The sequence below is a fragment of the Roseovarius sp. JB2-10 genome (genome assembly GCF_055693585.1).
This window is the reverse complement of record NZ_CM146337.1, coordinates 1,045,453-1,063,680: the sequence shown is the minus strand read 5'-3', so window position 1 is coordinate 1,063,680 and position 18,228 is coordinate 1,045,453. Positions and strand designations below refer to the sequence as shown.

Genomic DNA, 18,228 nt, shown 5'->3' with positions numbered 1-18,228 from the left:
AAGTTTGGCCAAAACTCTTTGTTTTATTGGCTTCGATCCAAACTGGCAGCAGATCGTGCGGCAAGAGTGCGACCGAAATGTGGCAAAATTGTGGCGAACGACTCGAGCGTACCTATGCACAAAATGTTGTGAGGCCCATTTGCACCGCCGCAAATCGCAAGGTAGGCACAAAGGCAATTTCGTCGGCCCTGGAGAAATCATGTCGCATCCCCACACGATCAGATTTTCGAGCCTCATGTCTCGGTTTCACTACTATCTTCTGATGGCTCTTTTTCGGCTGGCTTTCACGCGGGGTCTCTACGGGCGCTTTGCACGCGGGTTGGGCCGTATCTTTGGCTCACAAAACGCCGTTTTCCTCAGCCAAAATGACGAACCACCGTTTAAAATATACCTCAATGACGGATATTGGACGCGATTTGCGCTTTACCATCATGATTACGAGGAGGAAGTCGAGCGCACAATCAATGCTGCGGCCGGCCATACCGACCTGTTTTGTGATCTTGGCGCAAACAAAGGGTACTGGTCTGTTCGTACCGCCCATCTGTTTCGTGACATTTACGCTGTAGAGGCATCCGCAGAGACATTTGAAATACTCGAAGAAAATACCGCTGGCTTGCCAAATGTAACGCGATTCAAACGCGCAATTCACAAGGCTTCCGGCCAAATTCTGCACTTTCTCAACGTTCATAACAGCCATGCTTCAGCCCGTATCGCGGATGCAGAGGAGGGGGCGGATGAAGCCGTTGAAACGATCAGCATAGACGATCTCGTGCCTCGAGGCCGACCAGCTTTGATCAAACTGGATGTCGAAGGGGCGGAAATCGCAGCCTTTGAGGGTGCCCAGCGTGTGCTGGCTGAGGGATCAGTTTTTATCTACGAAGATCACGGAAACGATCCGGATTGCCTGCCCAGCGCACATTTGTTGGAAAATCCCGATATCAGTATCTATTTCACCTCAAATACGGCAGATTTACTGTCTTCCGTTGCGCAAATTCGTGCGCTGAAGACGGACCCGTTTAAAGGATATAATTTCGTCGCGGGGCATGCATCTTCACCTCTTTTGAAAGCTATTCTTGAAGGTTTTGCAAAATCGTGAGGCAAACGTTACGAGTGAACCTCTGACAGTAGGAGTTGTTGTGCCCACACCCCGCGCTTGGCAAAAAATGTTATCCGGTCGCAGATTAGATCTGCTGGACCCAACACCGATGGATATAGAAATCGAAGACATCGCCCATGGTCTTTCGTTTGTGGCGCGATGGAACGGTCAAACGCTTGGTGATTTTGCCTATTCTGTCGCGGAACACTCCTTGCTGGTGGAGGCGCTTTTCACGCGCCTCAATCCAAAGGCTCCCGCGAAATGGCAATTGGCGGCTTTGCTGCACGATGCGCCTGAATACGTCATCGGGGATATGATATCGCCCGTGAAAAGTGCCGTTGGGCCAGGATATGAGCAACTGGATCAGCGATTGACGGCAGCCATTCACATCCGGTTTGGCCTGCCAGCCGCGATACCCGCGACCGTAAAGAAGCAAATAAAGAAGGCCGACAAAATCAGTGCCTGGATGGAAGCGACACAGATCGCGGGTTTTGATGAAGATGAAGCCAACCGGTTTTTCGGAAAACCAGATGCCGCATTGATCCAGGACTTTTCACTGCGTTTGCAGCCCCCGATTCAGGCTCGCAACGACTATCTCGCGCGCCACGCTGAACTGATCAACCTCATGTAGTCTCTATCTTGGCCTGAATCGTCTAACGCGGCGACCGTTTCGCCAGGATACGCTGCAAGGTCCGGCGATGCATATTTAGCCGTCTTGCCGTTTCGCTGACGTTGCGGTCACAGAGTTCATACACTCTCTGAATGTGCTCCCAGCGCACTCTGTCCGCGCTCATGGGATTTTCCGGAGGCGGTGGCAACTCGTCACCCGTGGCCAAGAGTGCGTTGGTGATGTCGGTTGCGTCCGCCGGTTTGGAGAGATAATCCGTAGCGCCAATTTTCACCGCGGCAACGGCCGTCGCGATCGCACCATATCCGGTCAGGACAACCACCCGACTATCAGGACGACGCTCACGGATGACTTCAACAACATCCAAGCCGTTGCCATCTTCAAGCCTCAGATCGCAGACAGCATAGGCCGGTGGGCGGGCCGTGGCGATCGCCTTTCCGGCGGCGACGGATCCAGCCGTTTCAACGGCAAAACCACGCTTTTCCATGGCCTTGGCCAATCGGCGCAAAAAAGGTTCGTCATCGTCAAGCAGAAGAAGCGACTTATCCTCGCCTATCTCACCAAGATCTTCTGCCATGCGTGTCTCTCCGTATTTCACGATCTTGGGGAAACGTAGCCCGCCGGGTATAGGACGTCAAACACGACCAGTGTCAGGCACTGGCATCCACAAAACATGCAATCCGGTCTGCCATGACTTCGGCTGAATCGTTGCGATTGAAAAACTCGACAAACCCATGCCCCGGGATCATCAGGTAGCTCTGGGTAGAATGGTCGACGAGGTAGAATTCATCACTTTCATCTGCCGGTTCGTGGATATTGAAATAGGTACGATAGGCTTTGCTCGCGGCTTTCACTTGCTCGGCCGAACCTGTCAGCCCCAGCATCCGAGGATGCAGAAAATCGGTGAATTCTGCCATGACTTCCGGTGTGTCGCGCTTGGGGTCTACTGTCACAAAGACCGGCTTTACCAAGGTTCCCCGATCCTCCAGCAGCGTCACGGCCTCGGCGTTCCGCGCGGCATCTACCGGGCAAACATCCGGGCAGAACGTATAGCCAAAATAGACCAGCGTTGGTTTGTCTATCACCTCCGCATCGGTCACCGTTTCGCCCGTCTCGCTCACCAACTCAAACGGTCCACCTATGGCCCCAACGCCACCTGCAATCGAAGAGGCCCGACACTGTGCAAACTGATCATCAGAGCCGGCCAATTTGGTTGCAACAAACAGACCGCCCAAAACCAAAAGCAGCGCCACGCTGGAGAATATCGCAATGTTGCGTGTCATGGTTTTATCCTTAGTCTGATGGGTGAAATTGTGCTTTGCCATATATCTAGCACCGCAGAGCCAAACCGCAACAGGACCAAGTCGCATAGATGACGGAAATCAATTCTAGCCCACTGAAATCACGTCACAGCGGAAACTGGATCCGGCTTCGCACCCTGGTTTTGTTGCGCTGGTGGGCGATTGCCGGGCAGCTTTCTGCCTTGTTGATCGTGCAGCGACTTTACGACCTGAACCTTGAAACCGGCCTGTGTTATCTGGTGATAGGCGTTTCGGTCCTGAGCAACCTTGTCGCGTTTTTCATTTACCCCGAAAACAAACGCCTGCGTGAAACCGAAACGATGTTGTTCGTTTTGTTCGATATGCTGCAGCTTGGGCTGATGCTGCATTTGACAGGCGGCTTGAACAACCCGTTCAGCATCCTGATTGTGGGTCCCGTTACGGTGGCCGCGTCTGCCCTATCTTCCCGTTCGACTCTTTTTCTGGGTATGGCGGCTATTGCCATCGTCTCGCTGCTCATGGAATTTCATCTGCCTTTGCGCACCCAGGACGGCTTTATCCTACGCGTTCCTGATGTTTTTCGGTTTGGCAATTGGGTCGCCATTGTAATCGCAGTGATCTTTCTGGGTGTCTATTCCCGCTGGATCGTGACCGAAATGCACGCGATGTCAGATGCGCTTGAGGCCACGCAAATGGCGCTGTCGCGGGAGCAAAAACTAACAGATCTGGGCGGTGTTGTTGCAGCCGCTGCGCATGAAATGGGCACACCATTGGCCACGATCAAACTGACCAGCTCTGAGTTGGCCGACGAATTGGAAGACAAGCCCGACCTCCTGGAAGATGCTTTGTTGATACGCGCCCAAGCGGATCGTTGTCGGGATATATTGCGCTCTATGGGGCGTGCAGGAAAAGATGATCTGCATTTGCGCAAAGCGCCCCTAATCTCGGTCTTGGAGGAGGCTGCGGAACCTCACCTCCAAAGAGGCAAAACTGTTCTATTTGAGACCTCTCCTGATGCTGGCGATCTGCGCGAGCAACCCGTCATTCTGCGAAGACCGGAGATCATACATGGGTTGCGAAACCTGATCCAAAATGCAGTCGATTTTGCTGAAACCACCACCTGGGTCGAAAGTAACTGGGATGATGAAACCATTTCTGTCCGCATTGTTGACGATGGGGACGGATTTCCCACTCAGCTTTTGGGCCGCATAGGGGACCCGTTTGTGCGCAGACGCCCTACTGCCGACAAGATTAGACCCGGATACGAAGGAATGGGCCTTGGTTTATTTATCGCAAAAACGCTGTTGGAGAGGTCTGGCGCTGACATAAGTTTTGCCAATGGCCCCGAAACAGTCGGCAAACGAGACGGGCAGCCGCCGCGCACAGGTGCGATTGTTGAGCTCACTTGGCCCCGCGATGCAATCGACGCCACATCTGACAAAAACCAGCTGCCAGAAGGCGACAACCAGCTCTTCGCGTCTTGATAAATTACCCGATTGTTTACTTTGGTTAACCTTGCCTTAACCAAGTGACGGCACTCTTTCCTGCGTGGCGATCAGGAGAGACCGGCCCATGGCAGAAAGCGCGTTGATTAATCTTGCAGGCATTCTGGCTGTATCGGTTGCCGCATCTTTGACCGTTTTATGGGTCGTGGGGTTGATGACAAAACCCCGACAAAAGCCAGGCTCCGCTGCCATGATCGCGCCGCCCACGTCGAACACTTTTTTGTTCCGCAATGGTCTTTTGGTGGATCACGACAGCAACCTGCAAAACTTGAAAACAAGCGTCGAAGACTGGTCAGATTTGCGCAATTGGTTGGGACAACGATTTTCCAAACTGCCCGAGTTTCTGCCAGATGACACCTCGAGAACCGATACTTACCCGTCTACGGGTGAGGATGATCTCGCAAGTTTGACAATTGCCTCTGATGGCGGCGTGGCGCGCATCATTCTGGAAGACCCGGTGGAAAGCCAACCTGCGGCACGACATCAAGCGATCACGTTGCACTCATCTAGCGCCGAGTGTGGCTCAGCACTCCACAATGCCCCATGCGCAATCTGGCGCGTCAACGAAGCAGGCGATGTGATCTGGAAAAACGATGCCTGTACGCAAATGTTGAGTGACGAGATCAATCGCGTAATGACCCATATTGAAACACCCGAAGGGCCGGGACAGACCAAAACCGCGCGCGTTGCCATTCCCCAAACGGACAAAAACAACCAAACTTGGCTGGATGTGCATGTGCGCGCCTCAACTCACTCAGCCGTCTATTACGCGACCGATATCACCAACGCCGTCAATGCCGAGGCGGCACAACGTGAATTCGTCCAAACACTGACCAAGACCTTTGCCAATTTGACGACAGGTTTGGCCATTTTTGACCGAAACCAACAGCTCGCCCTGTTCAATCCCGCACTTGTCGATCTGACGGTTCTCCCCGCCGAATTCCTGAGCGCTCGGCCAACTTTGATGAGCTTCTTTGATAACCTTCGGGATCGGCAGGTCATGCCGGAACCCAAAAACTACGCGGACTGGCGCGCACAGATAAACGAAATGATCCAGACTGCATCGGACGGTCTCTACCAAGAAACGTGGGCGCTGCCTTCGGGTGTAACATACCGGGTCACAGGGCGGCCGCACCCGGACGGCGCAGTAGCTTTTCTGTTCGAGGACATCACCGCAGAGATTTCTCTGACCCGCCGTTTCCGCGCGCAAAATGACCTCCGGCAGGCCGTAATGGACAAACTGGATCACGCCGTGGCGGTCATTGCCTCGAATAACGTGGTGATTTTTTGCAATGCGGCCTGGACGGAGCTGTTTGGCATTGATCCAGACACCAGCTTCGCAGAATTGGGCATCCGGGATTTGATGGCCGTTTGCCGACAGAAATACCCGCATCCCGAATTCTGGCAAACAGTCGAGTCACAGACGACATGCAAGACATTGTCGCACCCGATCGAAGAAACCATCCAAACCGAAAATCAAACTCCGCTGCATTGCCGTTTGGTGCCCGTCTCTGGCGGTGCGACGCTGATATGCCAGCAGCTGGAGCAGTCGACTACACGGTCGAAATCAAACTCTGACCCCGACGCAAAATCCATGGCGTCCTGATCCCGGTTGCAGGCAAACGCGGCACGTGTAGTGTCGCTGCATGTTGCGCAAATCACATCCGATAGAGTTGAACTCACCCGACGACACTTGCCGTCTGGCACATGCGCTCGGCTCCGTGCTGCGTTCCGGTGACACAGTGCTTTTGGCGGGCGAAGTTGGTGCCGGCAAAACCCATTTTGCGCGCTGTCTGATCCTCTCGCGGCTTCGTCTACCGGAGGATGTTCCTTCTCCGACCTACACACTGGTGCAAACATACTTGGGTGACGCATGCGAAATCTGGCATGCCGATCTTTACCGCCTCACGGATATCTCCGAAATTGACGAGCTTGGTCTGTCACAGGCCTTTTCCGACGCGATTTGCCTGATTGAATGGCCGGATCGTCTTGGCGACCAAACGCCGCCGCAGGCTTTGACGCTGTCCTTGGAGGCGCCGCAGAGCGATGATAGACGTGTTGCGACCCTGACCTGGTCCGATCCAGCTTGGGAGCAAAGACTGAAATTGGTACTTGATGACTGATCGCGCGCACCTTGCTCAAAAATTCTTGGCCAAGACCAATTGGTCGGCTTCCAAGCTGACTATGCTGGCGGGTGACGCTTCCAATCGAAAATATTGGCGCTTGTCCCACCCTGAAACGAACGCAACTGCGGTTTTGATGGATGCACCGCCCGAAACGGGCGAAGAAATTGGACCTTTTGTATCAATTGCCCGATATCTGCGACGTGTTGGCTTGAGCGCACCAAAGATTCTGGAGCTCGACGAAACTCACGGGTTTTTGCTGCTTGAAGATCTAGGGGACGCACTTTTTGCGCGCGTGCTCTCCCAAAATCCTGATCTTGAATCTGACCTATACACCGCCGCAACGGATGCTTTGATCGAATTGCATCGCCATGCGCCACCTAAGGATTTGCAGCCTTACAGCAGCGAAATTATGGCTGACATGGCGGCACTGGCCTTCGACTGGTACGCTGCCTCGGCAACTAAATCCGATGGTGTTGTGCGTGCGCATTTCAAAAACATGATGCAAGAAATTATGGCGCTGCACTGCGCCGATGCTTCGGTATTGATACAGCGGGACTACCATGCTGAAAACCTGCTTTGGTTGCCTGATCGTGACGCTGTGGCAAGGGTCGGTCTGCTCGACTTTCAGGACGCCATGCTGGGGCACCGCGCCTATGATCTTGTTTCCCTCCTGCAAGATGCGCGCCGCGACGTTACGCCAGAAATCGCACGTCAGATGATAGATCACTATGTGCAGACGACCGGCGCCAACAAAGATGATTTTGACGTTGCCTATCACTGCCTCGGTGCGCAACGAAACCTGCGCATTTTAGGTGTGTTTGCGCGGCTTTGTGTACGGGACGGAAAATCAGGGTATATCGATCTCATTCCGCGGGTGTGGGCCCATCTGGAACATGATTTGACGCATCCCGTCCTGACGCCCATCGCAGACTTGCTCAATGATGCGCTACCCAAACCCACACCAGAAATCCTTCAAAACCTTCGAGACAAATGCGCGACAAACCCAGCTCAGTAATGCTTTTTGCAGCGGGGTTTGGCACCCGGATGGGGGCGCTCACGGCAACCCGGCCCAAACCTTTGATCAGTGTTGGCGGCCGTGCACTCATTGATCACGCCCTTGCACAGGTTCAAACCTATGGGGCAAAGACCATCGTTGCGAACACCCACTATTTTCCCGATCAAATTGCGGATCATCTGGCCGGAACAGGGGTCATGCTTTCGCACGAAAGCCCCAATATTCTGGAAACCGGAGGTGGGTTGCGCGCCGCCCTGTCCCAGTTGGGCAAAGAACCGGTTTTTACGATGAATACGGACGCCATCTGGAAGGGACCAAATCCGTTGACCCATCTTGCAAATAGATGGGAACCTGATCGAATGGACGCTCTTTTGCTGTGTATTCCGCGTAAAAGCGCTATTGGCCACAGGGGGGCGGTGATTTCCTAGTCGATGATGTGGGCCGGGTAACACGCGGCGCGGGACTGGTGTATTCGGGCCTTCAGATCATCAAGACGGACCGTCTGAATCACATTTCTGAAAACAGCTTTTCGCTCAACCTATTGTGGGATCTCATGCTGGCTGACGGGTCATTGTACGCCACATCCTACCCCGGCAATTGGTGCGATGTTGGCAAGCCCGAAAGTATTTCTCTGGCGGAACAGCTGATGGACGACGGTGATGTTTGAACGCACAAGCACACCACGTGTTTTTCATCTGCCCCTCGGTGTGGACTTTCCAAAGGCACTGATCGACGGCTTGTTGGATCGCCATCGCGATTACCCTCCGCAGGATTTGGCCAAGGTACAGGTGATCGTAAACACACGTCGAATGGCCCGGCGATTGCGTGCGTTGTTTGATGCAGGCCCATCGCTTTTGCTACCGCGGATCAGTTTGGTAACGGATCTGGGGGAAAGCTGGGATCTTGCGGAAATTCCCGAAGCTGTCTCACCTTTGAGGCGCCGTTTGGAACTGGTGCAACTGTTGTCAGGACTACTGGAAGCTCAACCGGATATCGCGTCTCGCAGCTCGCTTTATGATCTTGCTGACAGCCTTGCCAACCTGATGGATGAAATGCACGGCGAAGGTGTTTTGCCTGAAACCCTAGAAGACTTGGATGTAAGCGACAAATCTGGGCATTGGACACGGACTATTTCGTTTTTGCGTATTGTTAGACACTATTTTGATGCAGAAACCGATCAGCCGGACAGTGAAGCGCGTCAACGGCTTGTGATCGAAAATGCTGTGCGGCGGTGGCAAGATGCACCACCGCGACACCCAATCATTATCGCCGGCTCAACAGGGTCGCGCGGTGCCACGCAGATGCTTATGCAGGCGGTTGCAAACTTACCTCAAGGTGCTGTGGTTCTCCCCGGATTCGATATCGATATGCCGGAGGGTGTTTGGCATAAGTTAGGTGGTGAGATTCCGGCGGAAGACCACCCGCAATACCGGTTTCATGCATTCGCACAAAACCTTGGAATTGACGCGAAGAGTATTCCCGCCTGGGCAGATACAAAGCCTGTGAATGCCTCGCGCAACAAGGTGATATCCCTTGCACTGCGGCCGGCCCCGGTGACCGATCAATGGCTAAGTGACGGTGCCGAATTGCAAGACATCAAAGCGGCGATGCAAGACGTAACCTTGGTTGAAGCGCCAACCCCTCGGCAGGAGGCGCTGGCGATTGCCATGCGTTTGCGACGTGCTGCCGAGTTCGGCCAAACCGCTGCGCTAATTACGCCTGATCGCACTCTATCGCGGCAGGTAACCGCAGCCTTGGATCGCTGGAACATTATTCCAGATGATAGTGCGGGTATTCCACTTCAGCTCACAGCACCCGGCCGTTTTCTCCGGCATATCGGTGATCTTTACCGCCAACCTCTCAGCGCAGAACTTTTGTTGACGCTTCTCAAGCACCCATTGACCCATCGCGGAGAGCATAGAAACAAGCACTTGCTACTTGCGCGGGAATTGGAACTTCATTTGCGCCGACATGGCCCGCCTTTTCCTAGCGCGGAGGATTTGCAGGCTTGGGCATCAGGGCGCAAGGAAAAAATTGCGGCACCTTGGGTTGATTGGCTATGCGATTGTTTCATTGATCGCATGTCCATCGACGACGCTCCTTTGGGGGGACGTGTAAGAGATCATATGGTTCTGGCAGAAAAGATCGCGCAGGGGTCTTTTGGATCAGGGTCTGGGACACTCTGGCAGGATGATGCTGGACGCGCGGCGCAGGAAACCACAAACGAGCTACTGCGTGAAGCGCCCTACGGTGGAACGATCAATGCAGCCGATTATGCGAGCCTTTTTAGTGCAGTCTTGTCCCGGCAGGACGTACGCAATCCGGTCGAACCGCACCCCAGGATTTTAATCTGGGGCACACTGGAGGCGCGGGTTCAAGGCGCTGATCTCCTTATTCTGGCGGGCTTGAACGAGGGCGTATGGCCGGAAATGCCCTCTCCCGATCCATGGTTGAATCGCGCATTGCGCCGTGATGCCGGTCTGCTATTGCCAGAACGACGCATTGGCCTGTCCGCACATGATTTTCAGCAAGCGGTGACGGCGCCAGAGGTTTGGTTGACCCGGTCCATACGTTCCGATGATGCTGAAACCGTAACATCGCGTTGGCTGAATCGCCTGCAGAATCTTTTGGCTGGCCTCCCGAAACAGGGTGGAGCTCATGCCCTGGCGGATATGCAGGATCGAGGAGAAATTTGGCTGCGTATGGCGCGCAAAATGGAGGAACCAGGAAAATGTGATCCGGCCCCTCGACCCGCACCATGCCCTCCATCCAGCGCGCGTCCTCAGCAACTGTCTGTCACCGAAATCAAACGATTGATCCGTGATCCCTATGCCATTTATGGCAAACGCATATTGCGTTTGAACCCTTTAAATCCGCTAATGAAGATCCCCGATGCGCTCATGCGTGGCATCGTTTTGCATAGTGTTCTCGAACAATTCATTCGTGAGACGCGCGATGATGTAGGAGCTTGTATCACAGAGCGACTGCTCTCAATAACAGAGACTATTCTTGCCAAAAACGTACCCTGGGCTCAGGCACGAGCCATATGGCTCGCCCGGATGGAGCGGGTAGCAGATGAATTTATTTCATCCGAAATTGAGCGGCGTACAACGGGAGACCCGTTTGCGTTTGAAGTCCGAGGGCGCGTTGAAATTCCTGAGTTGGCATTTTTCCTGACGGCAACAGCCGACAGGATTGATAAGTCGCATGACGGCAGGCTGAAAATTTACGACTACAAGACGGGAAAGCCACCCACGCAAGCACAGCAGTCTCATTTCGACAAACAGTTGCTTTTAGAAGCCGTAATTGCTGAAAACTCCGGTTTTGACGGCTTGGAGCCCACCGAAGTAGCAGAAGCAATGTATTTGGGGTTGGGATCGGACGCAAAAGACGTTGCAGCACCTTTGGAAACGGAGAAAACGCAGAAAGTCTGGGCGGAATTCCGTGCCCTGATCGAGACCTATTTTGACGAAAACACAGGGTATACTGCACGCCGCGCGATGGAAACCAAGCGCGATCATAGTGACTACGACCAGCTGTCGCGATTTGGCGAATGGGACATCACCGACGGTCCGATCAAGGAGCCGCTTTGATGTCCTTTGATCCAGCAACCCTCCTGCAAATCAAAGCCGCGCGACCTGAGTGGTCCACTTGGCTGTCCGCCAATGCGGGATCTGGAAAAACCCGCGTTTTGACAGACCGGGTTGCAAGGTTGCTGCTGGACCAAGTCAACCCACAGGACATTTTGTGCCTGACATACACCAAGGCCGCTGCAAGCGAGATGCAGAACCGTTTGTTCAAACGATTGGGCGCATGGGCCATGCTGGACGACGAAACTTTGTCCAATGAACTACGGCAGCTTGGTTTGATTGGATCCATACCTAACACAAAGCTCAAAAACGCGAGGCGGCTGTTTGCCAGTGCCATAGAAACCCCTGGCGGGCTGAAGATTCAGACGATCCATTCTTTTTGTGCGGCTCTACTGCGCAAGTTCCCGTTAGAAGCCGGCGTCAGTCCGCAATTTGTCGAGATGGATGAACGCACAGCGGTGCAGATGCGGTCTGAAACAATGGAAGCAATGGCGTCGGGCGAAAATGCCAAATTGTTTTACGACTTGGTTCGCCACTACTCTGGCGACGATCTGGACGATGTGGCCGCCGAAATTATTCGATTTCGCGAGTTTTTCCGAGGCAGCCCCGATTGCAGAGCCATACACGGACGTCTTGGATTACCAGAAACAGCCAATGCCCAGGATGCTCTGAACATTGCATTCGATGGCTCCGAGAGCCGTCTTTTTCAAAAGCTACTCCCATTGTTGGAAGAAACAGGCACGGCGACGTATACAAAACTCGCAGAGAAATTGTCTTCTGTGAACGTCATTTCACCGACGATGTCAGATCTGGAAAATCTGTTTAGCGACTTTCTTTATCAATCGAACGCTTCAAACGGCAAATACCAGAAATGGGATTCTAAATCTGTCAATTTTCCGCAGAGTAACCACAAAAAGGCGGTGGCGATTTTAGAGCCTGTTATTGCGCAAACACATGAATTTATGGATCGTATCGCCTCTGCCAAAGCTTTTTTGCTTGCGATCAACGCGGCGGCAAAAAGTCAGGCCCTTCATGCATTCGCTCGCGTGTTTATCCCTGAATACGAAAAGGCAAAACAACTGCGCGGTCTGCTTGATTTTGATGACCTTATACTTCGCACGCGAGACCTGCTGACCAACAGCGACGTATCAGAATGGGTTCTTTTTCGCCTTGATGGCTCCATTGATCATATCTTGGTCGACGAGGCGCAGGATACCAGCCCCACGCAATGGCAAGTGATCGAACGGTTGGCGCAGGAGTTTACCAGCGGGTTGGGTGCGCGTGACGACAAGTTCCGAACAATCTTTATTGTGGGAGACAAGAAACAATCGATTTATTCCTTTCAGGGTGCTGATCCCGGCGAATTTGATCGGATGCGGGTAGAGTTTACTGCACGTCTCAGAGATACCCCGAAACCGCTTCAAACACTGGAGATGGAGTATTCGTTTCGGTCATCCCAAGCCATTCTTTCGGTTGTCGACTTAACGTTTAAAGGCGCTGAAAAATCAGGTTTTGCGCCGGAACAGAGCCACAAAGCGCATAAGTCAAACCTTCCAGGACGCGTGGATCTTTGGCCCTATGTGCTAAAACCCGGAAAGGAAGAGCCGCCGCCTTGGCACATGCCGGTAGACATCAAAGCAACAAACGATCCGGAAACCGTTTTGGCCCGACAGATTGCCGAAACGATCGATGAGCTAATTCGCAACAAGCATCCACTTCCCGCAAGTGACGCCACAAACGGACACCACCCATCCCGACCGGTAAGAGCCGGTGATTTCCTGATCCTTGTCCAAAGGCGGAGTGAGCTTTTTTACGACATCATTCGGGAGTGTAAGGAACGTAACCTCCCAATTGCAGGCGCGGACAGGCTCAAAGTGGGGGCTGAATTGGCCGTTCGTGATCTGGCTGCGTTATTGTCGTTTCTAGCCATTCCCGAAGACAGTTTCTCCCTCGCTGTCGCTTTGAAATCGCCGTTGTTTGGATGGTCAGAGGCCGACCTTTATCATCTGGCACACCCGCGTGGATCAGAGTTTTTATGGCAAGCGTTGCGGGGTCGTTCAGATGAATATCCTGAAACTATGGCTGTTTTGCGCGACCTAAGAGACAAGACCGACTTCTTGCGACCTTACGATTTGCTCGAGCGCATTTTGACGCGCCATCGTGGACGTTACAACTTGCTGTCTCGCTTGGGGCCGGAAGCGGAGGAAGGGATTGACGCTCTGCTGGCGCAATCCATGACCTACGAACAAAAATCCGTGGATAGTTTGACCGGCTTTCTGGTTTGGCTGGAAACCGATGAATTGGAAGTGAAGCGTCAAGTTGAGACCGATGGTGACTTGATCCGTGTTATGACAGTCCATGGCGCCAAGGGGCTGGAGGCACCAATCGTCATCCTGCCTGAAACCGGCAAGCGCAAACTGACGGTCCGCAACCAAATTATAACCAGCGGCGATACAGCGCTGTGGCGGACGGCGAGTGATCAATCGCCGCCTGAAATCAATGCTGCAACAGATGAAATCAAAAGAGCAGAGCGCGCGGAACGGGACCGTCTTCTCTACGTCGCAATGACCCGTGCAGAAAAGTGGTTGATGGTTGCGGCAGCCGGGGATCCCGGCTCAGACGGAGAAACATGGTATGAAAAGGTCGAGGCAGGGATGACGGCCGCTGGCGCCTCGGCTCACACCTTTAAGAGTGGAAAGGGATTGAGATATGAATATGGAGATTGGGCTGGTTTAGAGACTAGAGCGGACGAAAAAGAACATCACAAACCTACACCGATAGATGCTTTTTTTGACAAAGATGCCCCGACCGAGCAAACGCCCGCCAAACCACTTAGCCCATCTGATCTTGGCGGTGCGAAAGCTTTGCCTGGAGAGCGTGGTCTGGATGAACACGCCGCGAAACGCCGGGGGCGCCAGATCCACAAACTATTGGAGTTTTTACCGCAAAAGGACCCTGGTGAATGGCCCGAGACGGCGCAGAACTTAATGAAAACTGGGCAGGACGCCGCCACGGGCGAAGAACTTGATTTACTTGTGGCTGAGGTGCGGAAAGTTCTGACGAAGCCATCTTTGTCCCATCTCTTTGAAACTGATGCACTTGCTGAAGTGCCGGTTACGGCATCGCTGGAGGTGTTAAATGGCCAAAGAGTGCACGGGACAATTGACCGGCTGATCTTTCGGGAAGGCCGGGTTTTGGCCGTGGATTTCAAAACGAATGCGATGGTTCCAGATGACGTCGGCTTGGTTCCTGACGGAATTTTGCGTCAAATGGGCGCCTATGCGCACGCGTTGCATGCCATTTTTCCCGAATGCCAGATTGAGACAGCGATCTTGTGGACACGTACCGCAACGCTTATGTATCTACCACACGATATTGTGACAGACGCGCTTAACACCACCCAGATATCTTGACGCGCGAGACCAGTCTTCATACGTTCACGTCAAATTGCTGCTACCCTCAGGAGAAGAGATCATGGCCACAGTTGCCGTTACTGATGCTACTTTCGACGCCGAAGTTAAGAATTCCGAAATTCCAGTTGTTGTGGATTTTTGGGCCGAATGGTGCGGCCCGTGCAAACAAATCGGTCCCGCTTTGGAAGAACTGTCCGATGAGCTGGATGGAAAGGTCAAGATCGTCAAAGTAAATGTTGATGAGAACCCGAATTCGCCGTCGCAAATGGGCGTGCGCGGTATCCCCGCGTTGTTTCTGTTCAAAAACGGTGAAGTCGTTTCGAACAAGACTGGTGCTGCACCAAAAGCCGCGCTCCAGGGCTGGATCGAAGAAAGCATCTAAACCAGTTAGAATTTCGAGCAAAAGGGCCTGTTCACGGGCCCTTTTGTTTTGGCATCAGGTATGTAGGAAGCGCACAGCGTCAGGCTCGATTACAGCGGCACTAAGCCGGTCCGTAGAATACGCGCCTGTATCAATCGCGATACGTCCATTGCGAACTTGCGCCTCATCCACAACGTAGTGTCCGTGTACCATCCAAAGACCATCTTGGCGTGGTTTTCGCAGCACATCAGGATGGCCCCACAAAAACCCGTGGCCCCGACGGGGTTCGATGGGTTGCGCGGGATCCCCACCTGCATGGCTCACAGCGACATTTCCAGTCTGCCACACAAGGGGCAAATCACGTATCCAGTCGATCATATTTTGACCAACATGCTTTGCCAAAGCGTCGCGTGCGGCTGTAAGCGCTTGTTGATCAGTTGGATCATTCGGGGCGGCAACACCGAAGCTTTCCAGTGTCTTATTGCCTCCATTGCGCAGCCATTGTGGTCCGGATTGGTGCGGTGCATCGAGGAAATCCAAAAACATGGCCTCGTGATTGCCTTTCAGGCAAACAGCCTGCTCGGGTTGTGCTTGAGACATGTCAAACAACACCTCCAGCACAGATTTGCTATTGGGACCTCGGTCCAGATAGTCCCCGACGAACACTTTTGTCAGCGCCGCACCTTCGGCATCTATTTGTTTCAACAGGCCCCGAAGCAAGTCATGGCGCCCGTGAACATCACCAACCGCAACAAAGGACTGACCCGGCGCCAACGATGCGCCAAAATCGGGCGTTTTTCGCAGAAACCACGGTAAAAATTCACGTAAACCAGTCATTTGGCTTGTTTACCGTACCTGTGATCCGATGGCGAGCCTGGGCTAGTACAGGCCGATTTTTCCCAAGAGTTGCAAAGACTACCTGTGATTTGGCCGGTTTTGACGTGACGCAACTAAGCAACAGATTTTGCGAATTCACCGCTCGATCGATCGAATGTGGTGCTAAACAGCTAATTTTGTTAAGTTTTGCGCAAGGCCCGCTCAAGGCGTCGAAAAGACGTACAAAATAATGGGTCAAAACGAGGCAGTAAAAGAGCAGTTCTAATGCGCATTGTCCTATCTATCGGGGCGGGGTTACTCCTGTCGGCCTGCACTGTGGGCCCGGAGTACAAGACGCCCGAAATCGATTTACCGGATCGCTATTCCCTAGTGGCACCTGTTACCAAAGCCAGTACGCGTGATCTGAACTGGTGGACGGATTTCAATGATCCCATCCTGAACAGACTCGTGAGTGAGGCGATGCAGGGTAACCTGGATGTCGCAGAAGCACGCGAGAGGGTGCGCGAGGCAGAAGCCGTCGCCCGTCGCGATGGGATTGCCGTATCGGGCAACGGTGGCGCCGAGGTAACTGGCAACAGCAATGCGCCAAACAACGCGCAGGTTGATTTGACTGCGTCTTTTGGTTTGGGCGGACAGACACTTTGGGCGGAACGGGCCGCAATGCAGCGCCTTGAGGCAGCAGAGCTTGGCGTTGGCGAAGCCCGGCGCATTCTACTTTCGAGCCTGGGATCAGCCTATGTTGATCTGCGGTTCCTGCAGCGTAACCTGGAGACCCGCCAGGAAGATTTGCGGTCGCGGCAGCGTACGTTGCGCGATCTGAACAAACAATTGGATGCCGGCGCGGCGACACGTCTTGATGTGTTGCGCGCGCGCGCTCTTGTGGCCGAAACACGGGCCGAAATCCCGCCCATCACGGCTGATATCATCCAGCAACGCAACCAGATCTCCACATTGCTGGGCCTGCCGGTTGGTGAGGTCGGTATCGATCTTGGCTATCGGGGTGTACAACCTATTCCTAAAGGCGTTGCCGAAATGGGTGTGCCGGCAGATTTGCTGCGCGCCCGGCCGGATATTCGCGCGGCAGAACGGCTTTATGCCGCCGCTGTTTCTGATATCGGCTCCGCTGAAGCCGCCAGATACCCAAGTTTGAGCCTGAGTGGGTTGGTGACCGCACCGCTAAGCCGCGGGTCCTGGAACGAAAGCATTGTGGCAGGATTAACCGTACCTGTCTTCTCGCAAGCTTCTTTGGCCGCATCCGTGGATGTCGCTGAATCGCGTGCTCAACAGGCGTATCTGCAATGGCGACGGGCGGTCCTGGTTGCGATCGAGCAAGTCGAAACGGCCCTTGCAGACCTCCGTGCCGCACATCTGGCGGTTCGTGCTTCACGCGACGTTGTTGAGCTAAACCAAAGCTCCCTGAACCTGACACGCCGGTTGTTGGTTGAAAGCGGGGAAACGACGGTGCTTGATCTGATTGATCGGGAGCGTTCCGTTTCCAATGCGCGTGCCCTTCTGGCCTCTAACGTTCGAGACTTGTCGAATGCCTATATCGCGCTGCGGGTTGCTTTGGGTGTGGGCCATGAAGATGTCGTCGAGGTCGCCTCCCGCGATGCGATCATGTCCGCCGAGGATTTGCTGACGGACTAAAGGCGCCGCACGGCGTGCAGATGTGTTCTCCGCCGTGCCGTCAAACCAACGGTGGTGGAGGCTCGTTTTCACGCATGAAGAACGCGATAAGCGCGCCACCGGCAAATCCGCCCAAATGCGTTTCCCAGGCGACGTTTTTGTCGAACCCGAAATACATCAATGCGTTGAGAACCAGCAGGATTGAGAGGGGCCAGAGAACTGAGGCTGCCTTGACCGCAAAGCTGACGTTTTGACCCAGCGTATATCGCACATTCCAGACCACAAGTGCGCCTGCCAACCCAAATAGAGCGCCCGACGCACCAACCATTGGGCGCGAGGACGTTGTCACCAACGCAAATATGATTGCACCAATCAGCGTTGAAACAAGGTAAATCAGTGCAAACCTAACCTGCCCGACATCCCGTACAACCGCCGCACCCAAAGACACTAACGTGATCATGTTGACGACCAAATGCACGAAGCCCCCATGCAGCAGGGCATATGTCAAAAACATCGTGTATGGTTGCAGGTCATAATTTGGTATCCAGCCCCGCAACAAGCCCGGCCAAAACGCCCCATTTTGATAGATTAGCGTCCTGAGACGCGCCGTACCCCAAATCCCTGCATCAGCTGCCTGGAGCGCCAATTCAATCGTTGTCGCAGAGACCACCAGAAAAACGACAACGGGTGACAGCGCTGCCCAAGTTTTGGTGTCTTTGCTCATGTTAATGAGGCGCTACATGCACCGCAG

The 18,228-nt window shown here is 53.7% G+C and carries 14 protein-coding genes and 1 pseudogene; 11 read left to right on the top strand and 4 right to left on the bottom strand.

Annotated features, from left to right (window positions below; translation table 11 throughout):
• The first annotated feature begins 4 nt into the window (after positions 1–4).
• Both ACZ1HJ_RS05275 and ACZ1HJ_RS05270 read left to right on the top strand, forming a co-directional pair.
• Positions 5–1,096 carry an FkbM family methyltransferase gene (locus ACZ1HJ_RS05275; RefSeq protein ID WP_472721277.1) on the top strand — a complete coding sequence of 364 codons (1,092 nt, stop codon included), beginning with the start codon at positions 5–7 and terminating at the stop codon, positions 1,094–1,096.
• A 67-nt stretch (positions 1,097–1,163) separates the two neighbouring features.
• On the top strand, positions 1,164–1,727 hold the full coding sequence (locus tag ACZ1HJ_RS05270) for an HD domain-containing protein (protein ID WP_472722158.1): 564 nt from the start codon (positions 1,164–1,166) through the stop codon (positions 1,725–1,727).
• 22 nt (positions 1,728–1,749) lie between these two features.
• On the opposite strand, the gene ACZ1HJ_RS05265 is transcribed toward ACZ1HJ_RS05270, so the two are convergent.
• Both ACZ1HJ_RS05265 and ACZ1HJ_RS05260 read right to left on the bottom strand, forming a co-directional pair.
• Positions 1,750–2,301, bottom strand: coding sequence for an ActR/PrrA/RegA family redox response regulator transcription factor (locus tag ACZ1HJ_RS05265; protein ID WP_472721276.1), 552 nt, complete (start codon positions 2,299–2,301; stop codon positions 1,750–1,752).
• A 73-nt stretch (positions 2,302–2,374) separates the two neighbouring features.
• Positions 2,375–3,007, bottom strand: coding sequence for an SCO family protein (locus tag ACZ1HJ_RS05260; RefSeq protein WP_472721275.1), 633 nt, complete (start codon positions 3,005–3,007; stop codon positions 2,375–2,377).
• A gap of 89 nt (positions 3,008–3,096) precedes the next feature.
• Between ACZ1HJ_RS05260 and regB the strand changes: the two genes are divergently transcribed.
• The 8 genes and pseudogenes from regB to trxA all read left to right on the top strand — a co-directional run bounded on the left by regB (position 3,097) and on the right by trxA (position 15,035).
• Positions 3,097–4,488, top strand: a complete 1,392-nt coding sequence (gene regB, locus ACZ1HJ_RS05255; RefSeq protein ID WP_472721274.1) for a sensor histidine kinase RegB — start codon at positions 3,097–3,099, stop codon at positions 4,486–4,488.
• A gap of 88 nt (positions 4,489–4,576) precedes the next feature.
• Entirely contained in the window at positions 4,577–6,115 is a 1,539-nt protein-coding gene (locus tag ACZ1HJ_RS05250) for a PAS-domain containing protein (RefSeq protein WP_472721273.1), read from the top strand.
• Positions 6,116–6,155: 40 nt separating this feature from the next.
• On the top strand, positions 6,156–6,632 hold the full coding sequence (gene tsaE / locus ACZ1HJ_RS05245) for a tRNA (adenosine(37)-N6)-threonylcarbamoyltransferase complex ATPase subunit type 1 TsaE (RefSeq protein WP_472721272.1): 477 nt from the start codon (positions 6,156–6,158) through the stop codon (positions 6,630–6,632).
• On the top strand, positions 6,625–7,650 hold the full coding sequence (locus ACZ1HJ_RS05240) for an aminoglycoside phosphotransferase family protein (RefSeq protein WP_472721271.1): 1,026 nt from the start codon (positions 6,625–6,627) through the stop codon (positions 7,648–7,650). Before tsaE ends, ACZ1HJ_RS05240 begins: the two co-directional genes overlap by 8 nt.
• Positions 7,626–8,317, top strand: a pseudogene (locus tag ACZ1HJ_RS05235) (nucleotidyltransferase family protein). The gene ACZ1HJ_RS05240 and the pseudogene ACZ1HJ_RS05235 overlap by 25 nt, the downstream one beginning before the upstream one ends.
• A complete protein-coding gene (gene addB / locus ACZ1HJ_RS05230; protein WP_472721270.1) occupies positions 8,310–11,243 on the top strand; it encodes a double-strand break repair protein AddB in 2,934 nt (977 codons plus the stop codon). Before ACZ1HJ_RS05235 ends, addB begins: the two are co-directional and overlap by 8 nt.
• Entirely contained in the window at positions 11,243–14,653 is a 3,411-nt protein-coding gene (gene addA / locus ACZ1HJ_RS05225; RefSeq protein ID WP_472721269.1) for a double-strand break repair helicase AddA, read from the top strand. Before addB ends, addA begins: the two co-directional genes overlap by 1 nt.
• Positions 14,654–14,714: 61 nt before the next feature.
• Complete coding sequence (trxA, locus tag ACZ1HJ_RS05220) at positions 14,715–15,035, top strand: thioredoxin (RefSeq protein WP_472721268.1); 321 nt, start codon at positions 14,715–14,717, stop codon at positions 15,033–15,035.
• 54 nt (positions 15,036–15,089) lie between these two features.
• On the opposite strand, the gene ACZ1HJ_RS05215 is transcribed toward trxA, so the two are convergent.
• Positions 15,090–15,851, bottom strand: a complete 762-nt coding sequence (locus ACZ1HJ_RS05215; RefSeq protein ID WP_472721267.1) for a metallophosphoesterase — start codon at positions 15,849–15,851, stop codon at positions 15,090–15,092.
• Between the two features lie 264 nt (positions 15,852–16,115).
• Between ACZ1HJ_RS05215 and ACZ1HJ_RS05210 the strand changes: the two genes are divergently transcribed.
• Positions 16,116–17,498, top strand: a complete 1,383-nt coding sequence (locus tag ACZ1HJ_RS05210) for an efflux transporter outer membrane subunit (RefSeq protein ID WP_472721266.1) — start codon at positions 16,116–16,118, stop codon at positions 17,496–17,498.
• 40 nt (positions 17,499–17,538) lie between these two features.
• Here the strand turns inward: ACZ1HJ_RS05210 and ACZ1HJ_RS05205 are convergent, their stop codons facing one another.
• Positions 17,539–18,201: a rhomboid family intramembrane serine protease gene (locus ACZ1HJ_RS05205; RefSeq protein WP_472721265.1), complete on the bottom strand. Its 663-nt coding sequence runs from the start codon at positions 18,199–18,201 to the stop codon at positions 17,539–17,541.
• Positions 18,202–18,228 lie beyond the last annotated feature (27 nt).